This window comes from Streptomyces apricus (assembly GCF_008369065.1).
GTDB classification, from domain to species: domain Bacteria; phylum Actinomycetota; class Actinomycetes; order Streptomycetales; family Streptomycetaceae; genus Streptomyces; species Streptomyces apricus.
The window spans coordinates 219,181-224,818 of record NZ_VDFC01000075.1 but is presented as its reverse complement, the minus strand read 5'-3'; the positions used below and the strand labels follow the sequence as shown (position 1 = coordinate 224,818).

Annotated in this window: 2 protein-coding genes and 1 pseudogene; all 3 read left to right on the top strand. The window is 70.9% G+C overall.

Annotation, left to right across the window (positions count from 1 at the left end):
* The first annotated feature begins 195 nt into the window (after positions 1-195).
* Positions 196-2,142 carry an acyl-CoA dehydrogenase family protein gene (locus FGF04_RS34595; RefSeq protein ID WP_188114355.1) on the top strand — a complete coding sequence of 649 codons (1,947 nt, stop codon included), beginning with the start codon at positions 196-198 and terminating at the stop codon, positions 2,140-2,142.
* Between the two features lie 254 nt (positions 2,143-2,396).
* Positions 2,397-5,144 (top strand): preprotein translocase subunit SecA, encoded by a 2,748-nt coding sequence (secA, locus tag FGF04_RS34590; RefSeq protein WP_235882652.1) that lies wholly within the window; start codon positions 2,397-2,399, stop codon positions 5,142-5,144.
* A 150-nt stretch (positions 5,145-5,294) separates the two neighbouring features.
* Positions 5,295-5,638, top strand: a pseudogene (locus FGF04_RS34585) (1-deoxy-D-xylulose-5-phosphate reductoisomerase); the annotation flags it as partial.

Below are 5,638 nucleotides of genomic sequence, written 5' to 3'. Positions count from 1 at the left end.
GGACGGCGGGTGCGGGGTGGTGGGGGCCGGTCGCGCAGTTCCCCGCGCCCCCGGCAGGGCGGCCCTGCGGGCCCGCCCTGCCCCGAAAGGTGCGCCAGGGCTGGTGAGTGGGTCGGGAATCAGGTACATACGGACGAGTAGCACCGGTCGGTAAGTAGTGGAAACCATCGGAGCAGGATCCCTATTCGCGGCGAGGTGAGCCTCTTGTCCGCAACACCCCACCAGCCCGCTGTCACCGAGCGCGAGGCCCGGCAGGTCGCCGAGGCGGCGCGGGAGCAGGACTGGCGCAAGCCCAGCTTCGCCAAGGAGCTCTTCCTCGGCCGCTTCCGGCTCGACCTGATCCACCCCCATCCGATGCCCCCGGACGAGGACGCCCGGCGCGGTGAGGAGTTCCTCGCGAGGCTGCGCGACTTCTGCGAGACCAAGGTCGACTCCGCGCTCATCGAACGGGAGGCGCGCATCCCGGACGAGGTCGTCAACGGGCTCAAGGAGCTCGGCGCCCTCGGCATGAAGATCGACACGAAGTACGGCGGCCTCGGCCTGACCCAGGTCTACTACAACAAGGCGCTCGCCCTGGTCGGCTCCGCCAACCCGGCGCTCGGCGCGCTGCTCTCGGCGCACCAGTCGATCGGCGTCCCGCAGCCGCTGAAGATCTTCGGCACCCAGGAGCAGAAGGACACCTTCCTGCCGCGCCTGGCCCGCAGCGACATCTCCGCCTTCCTGCTCACCGAGCCGGACGTCGGCTCCGACCCGGCGCGCCTCGCCACCAGTGCCGTGCCCGACGGCGAGGACTACATCCTGGACGGGGTGAAGCTCTGGACGACCAACGGCGTGGTCGCCGACCTGCTGGTGGTGATGGCGCGGGTGCCGAGGTCCGACGGGCACAAGGGCGGCATCACCGCCTTCGTGGTGGAGACGGCCGCGGAGGGCGTCACCGTCGAGCACCGCAACGCGTTCATGGGGCTGCGCGGCCTGGAGAACGGCGTCACGCGCTTCCACCGGGTCCGGGTGCCCGCCGCGAACCGCATCGGCCCCGAGGGCGCCGGGCTGAAGATCGCCCTGACCACGCTGAACACGGGGCGGCTCTCGCTGCCCGCCATGTGCGTCGGCGCCGGCAAGTGGTGCCTCAAGATCGCCCGCGAGTGGTCCTCCGTACGCGAGCAGTGGGGCAAGCCGGTCGCCCACCACGAGGCCGTGGGCGCGAAGATCTCCTTCATCGCGGCGACCACGTTCGCCCTGGAGGCCGTCCTCGACCTGTCGTCCCAGATGGCCGACGAGGACCGCAACGACATCCGCATCGAGGCCGCCCTCGCCAAGCTGTACGGGTCCGAGATGGCCTGGCTGATGGCCGACGAGCTGGTCCAGATCCGCGGCGGCCGCGGCTTCGAGACCGCCGACTCGCTCGCCGCCCGCGGCGAACGGGCCGTCCCCGCCGAGCAGGTGCTGCGCGACCTGCGCATCAACCGCATCTTCGAGGGCTCGACGGAGATCATGCACCTGCTGATCGCCCGCGAGGCCGTCGACGCCCACCTCTCCGTCGCCGGCGACCTCATCGACCCCGAGAAGTCCCTGACCGACAAGGCGCGGGCGGGCGCGAACGCCGGGCTCTTCTACGCCAAGTGGTTCCCCAAGCTGGTCGCGGGCCCCGGCCAGCTGCCGCGCTCGTACGCGGAGTTCCACCCGGCGGGGCACGTCGACCTCTCCGGCCACCTGCGGTACGTGGAGCGCTCGGCCCGCAAGCTCGCCCGCTCCACCTTCTACGCCATGTCCCGCTGGCAGGGCCGGCTGGAGACCAAGCAGGGCTTCCTCGGCCGGATCGTCGACATCGGCGCCGAACTGTTCGCGATGAGCGCGGTCTGCGTACGGGCCGAACTCCTGCGCACCACCGAGGCGCACGGCCGCCAGGCTTACCAGCTCGCGGACGCCTTCTGCCACCAGTCCCGCATCCGGGTGGAGGAACTCTTCGGCCGCCTCTGGTCCAACACCGACGACGTCGACCGCAAGGTCGTCCGGGGCGTCCTCGGCGGCGCCTACACCTGGCTGGAGGACGGCGTCGTCGACCCCTCCGGCGAGGGCCCCTGGATCGCCGACGCGACCCCCGGCGCGTCCGAGAAGGAGAACGTCCACCGCCCCGTCCACTGACGCCCCGACAGGCGGTCTTTTCCCGGGAATTCACCCCTGTCCCCGCCGCCGTTCCGCTGCTTGCCGCACGGAAAATGTGCGCCAACAATGAGTGGACCGGCGAGCGGGGACACCTCTTGTGCCCCTTCAGGGGCGCGGGGAACCGCGCGACGAGCCCCCACCGGCCGGCAGCCGAAGAACCGGATCAGGTACGTCCGTGTCAGGGGGTAATGCCAGTGCCGGTACTGGGTCTGGACAACATCACCGGCAGGATCATGCGCGCCGGCGAAGGCAGAATCCTCCGCAGACTCCAGCGCACAGCCGAACAGATCGGCTCCCTCGAAGCGGAATTCGAACAGCTCACCGACGAAGAACTCCAGTCCCTCACCGCCGAGTTCAAAGAACGGTACGAGGCCGGCGAAAGCCTCGACGACCTCCTGTCGGAGGCCTTCGCCACCATGCGCGAGGCCGCCCGCCGCACCCTCGGGATGCGCCACTTCGACGTCCAGCTCATGGGCGGCGCCGCCCTCCACCTCGGCAACGTCGCCGAGATGCAGACCGGCGAGGGCAAGACCCTGGTCGCCACCCTGCCCGTCTACCTGAACGCCCTGACCGGCAAGGGCGTCCACCTCGTCACGGTCAACGACTACCTCGCCCAGCGCGACGCCGACTGGATGGGCCGCGCCTACCGCTTCCTCGGACTGACGGTGGGCGTCATCAGGACCGGGTCGACCCCCGCCGAGCGGCGCGCGCAGTACGCCTGCGACATCACCTACGGCACCAACACCGAATTCGGCTTCGACTACCTGCGGGACAACATGGCCTGGTCCCAGGACGAACTCGTCCAGCGCGGCCACCACTTCGCGATCGTCGACGAGGCCGACTCGATCCTCATCGACGAGGCCAGGACCCCGCTCATCATCTCCGGCCCGGCCGACCGCCCCACCCACTGGTACGAGGCCTTCGCCACCCTGGTCACCCGGATGCGCGGGGTCGCCGTCCAGGACGAGAACTTCACCACCCCCGCCGACAAGGACCGCCTCTCCCGGCTGCGCGCCGAGCACGACTACGAGTACGACCCCAAGAAGCGCACCGTGGCGATCCTGGACCGCGGAGTGGAGTTCCTCCAGGACCAGCTCGGCATCGAGAGCCTCTACGAGTCCGACCACACCCCCCTCATCGGGCACCTGAACAACGCGCTCAAGGCGAAGGAGCACTTCCGGAAGGACAAGGACTACGTCGTCACGGACGGCGAGGTCCTCATCGTCGACGAGCACACCGGCCGTATCCTCGCCGGCCGCCGCTACAACGAGGGCCTGCACCAGGCCATCGAGGCGAAGGAGGGGGTGACGGTCAAGGACGAGAACCAGACCCTCGCCACGATCACCCTGCAGAACTTCTTCCGCCTCTACGACAAGCTCGGTGGGATGACCGGCACCGCCATGACCGAGGCCGCCGAGTTCCACCAGATCTACAAGCTCCACGTGGTGCCGATCCCCACCAACCGGCCGACGGCCCGCGCCGACGACCCCGACCAGATCTACCGGACCGTCGAGGCCAAGTACACGGCGATCCTCGACGACATCGCCGACCGGCACGGCAAGGGCCAGCCGGTCCTCGTCGGCACCACCTCCGTCGAGAAGTCCGAGACCCTGGCCGCACGGCTGAGGGAGCGCGGCATCCGGCACGAGGTCCTCAACGCCAAGAACCACCGCCGCGAGGCGCAGATCGTGGCGCAGGCAGGCCGCCGGGGCGCGGTCACCGTGGCCACCAACATGGCCGGCCGCGGCACCGACATCATGCTCGGCGGCAACCCCGAGGCCATGGCGCTGGCGGAACTGGACCGGCGCGGGCTCACCTCCGAGGACGACCCGGACGCCTACCGGCGCGAACACCGGGAGACCCTGGAGCGGATCAAGGAGTCGGTCGCCGCCGAGCACGGCGAGGTGAAGGAGCTGGGCGGGCTCTACGTCCTGGGCACCGAGCGCCACGAATCGCGCCGCATCGACAACCAGCTGCGCGGCCGCTCGGGACGCCAGGGCGACCCCGGCGCCTCCCGCTTCTACCTCTCCCTTGAGGACGACCTGATGCGGCTGTTCCGCGCCCAGGTCGTCGACCGCGTGATGGCGATGGCGAACGTCCCCGACGACGTCCCCATCGAGAACCGGATGGTCACCCGGGCCATCGCCTCCGCCCAGTCGCAGCTGGAGCAGCAGCACTTCGAGTCCCGCAAGGACGTGCTCAAGTTCGACGAGGTCCTCAACCGGCAGCGCACCCTCATCTACGAGGAACGCCGCCGGGTGCTGGCCGGGGAGGACCTGCACGAGCAGATCCTCCACTTCATGGACGACACGATCCGCGCGTACGTCGCCGTGGAGACCGCCGACGGCTACCCCGAGGAGTGGGACCTGGACCGCCTCTGGGCCGCCTTCGAGCAGCTCTACCCGGTCGGGGTCACCGTCGAGGACCTGGAGGAGGCCGCCGGCGACGTGTCCGAGCTGACCGCCGACTCGATCGCGGACGCCGTCATCGACGACGTCCGCGCCCGCTACGAGGAGCGCGAGGCCGAGCTGGGCGCGGACGCCCTGCGCGACCTGGAGCGGCTCGTCGTCCTGTCGGTCCTGGACCGCAAGTGGCGCGAGCACCTGTACGAGATGGACTACCTGCGGGACGGGATCGGGCTGCGGTGGACGCTCGGCCGGGAGCCGATCGTCGAGTACGAGCGCGAGGGCTACGACATGTTCACCGCCATGAACGACGCCATCAAGGAGGAGTCCGTCGGGTACGTGTTCAACCTGGACGCGGCCGGGCGGCCCGGCGGCGGCCAGGAGCCCCTGGAGGCCGGGCGGCGCACGGACCTGCACTTCAGTGCGCCGACGCTGGACACGGCGGAGGGGGTGGTCGAAGGGGACTTCGTCCCCGCCGACGCGGTGCCGGCCGCTCCGGCGGAGGGCGGGGCCGGTCGGAAGCCGCGCTCGCAGCGTGCGGGTAAGTCGCGGAACCGGCGCAAGCGCAAGAAGTAGGGGTCCGGCCGGGTTCGTCGGCGGCTGCGGCCCGGTGGGGGCTTGTCGCGCAGTTCCCCGCGCCCCTGAGGGGCCCTGACGGGCCCCTTACGGGGCACTCAGGGGGCGCCCCCGTCCCCTCCGCCGTCTCGTTGCGGCAACAATGGGGGGATGAGTGACCGTCCAGCCCCTCTCGCCGATCCGCACCTCGTCTTCGATCCCGTCGACGGAAGCCGGGATGTCGTGATCCTCGGCTCCACCGGATCGATCGGCACGCAGGCCATCGACCTCGTACTGCGCAACCCCGACCGGTTCCGTGTGACCGGGCTCTCCGCGGCGGGCGGGAGGGTGGAGCTGCTGGCGGAGCAGGCGCACCGGCTCCGCGTCAGGGCCGTCGCCGTGGCCCGCGAGGACGCCGTACCGGCCCTGCGCGACGCCCTGTCCGCGCGGTACGGGCCCGGGGAGCCCCTGCCCGAGCTGCTCGCCGGCGCGGACGCGGCCACCCACCTCGCCGC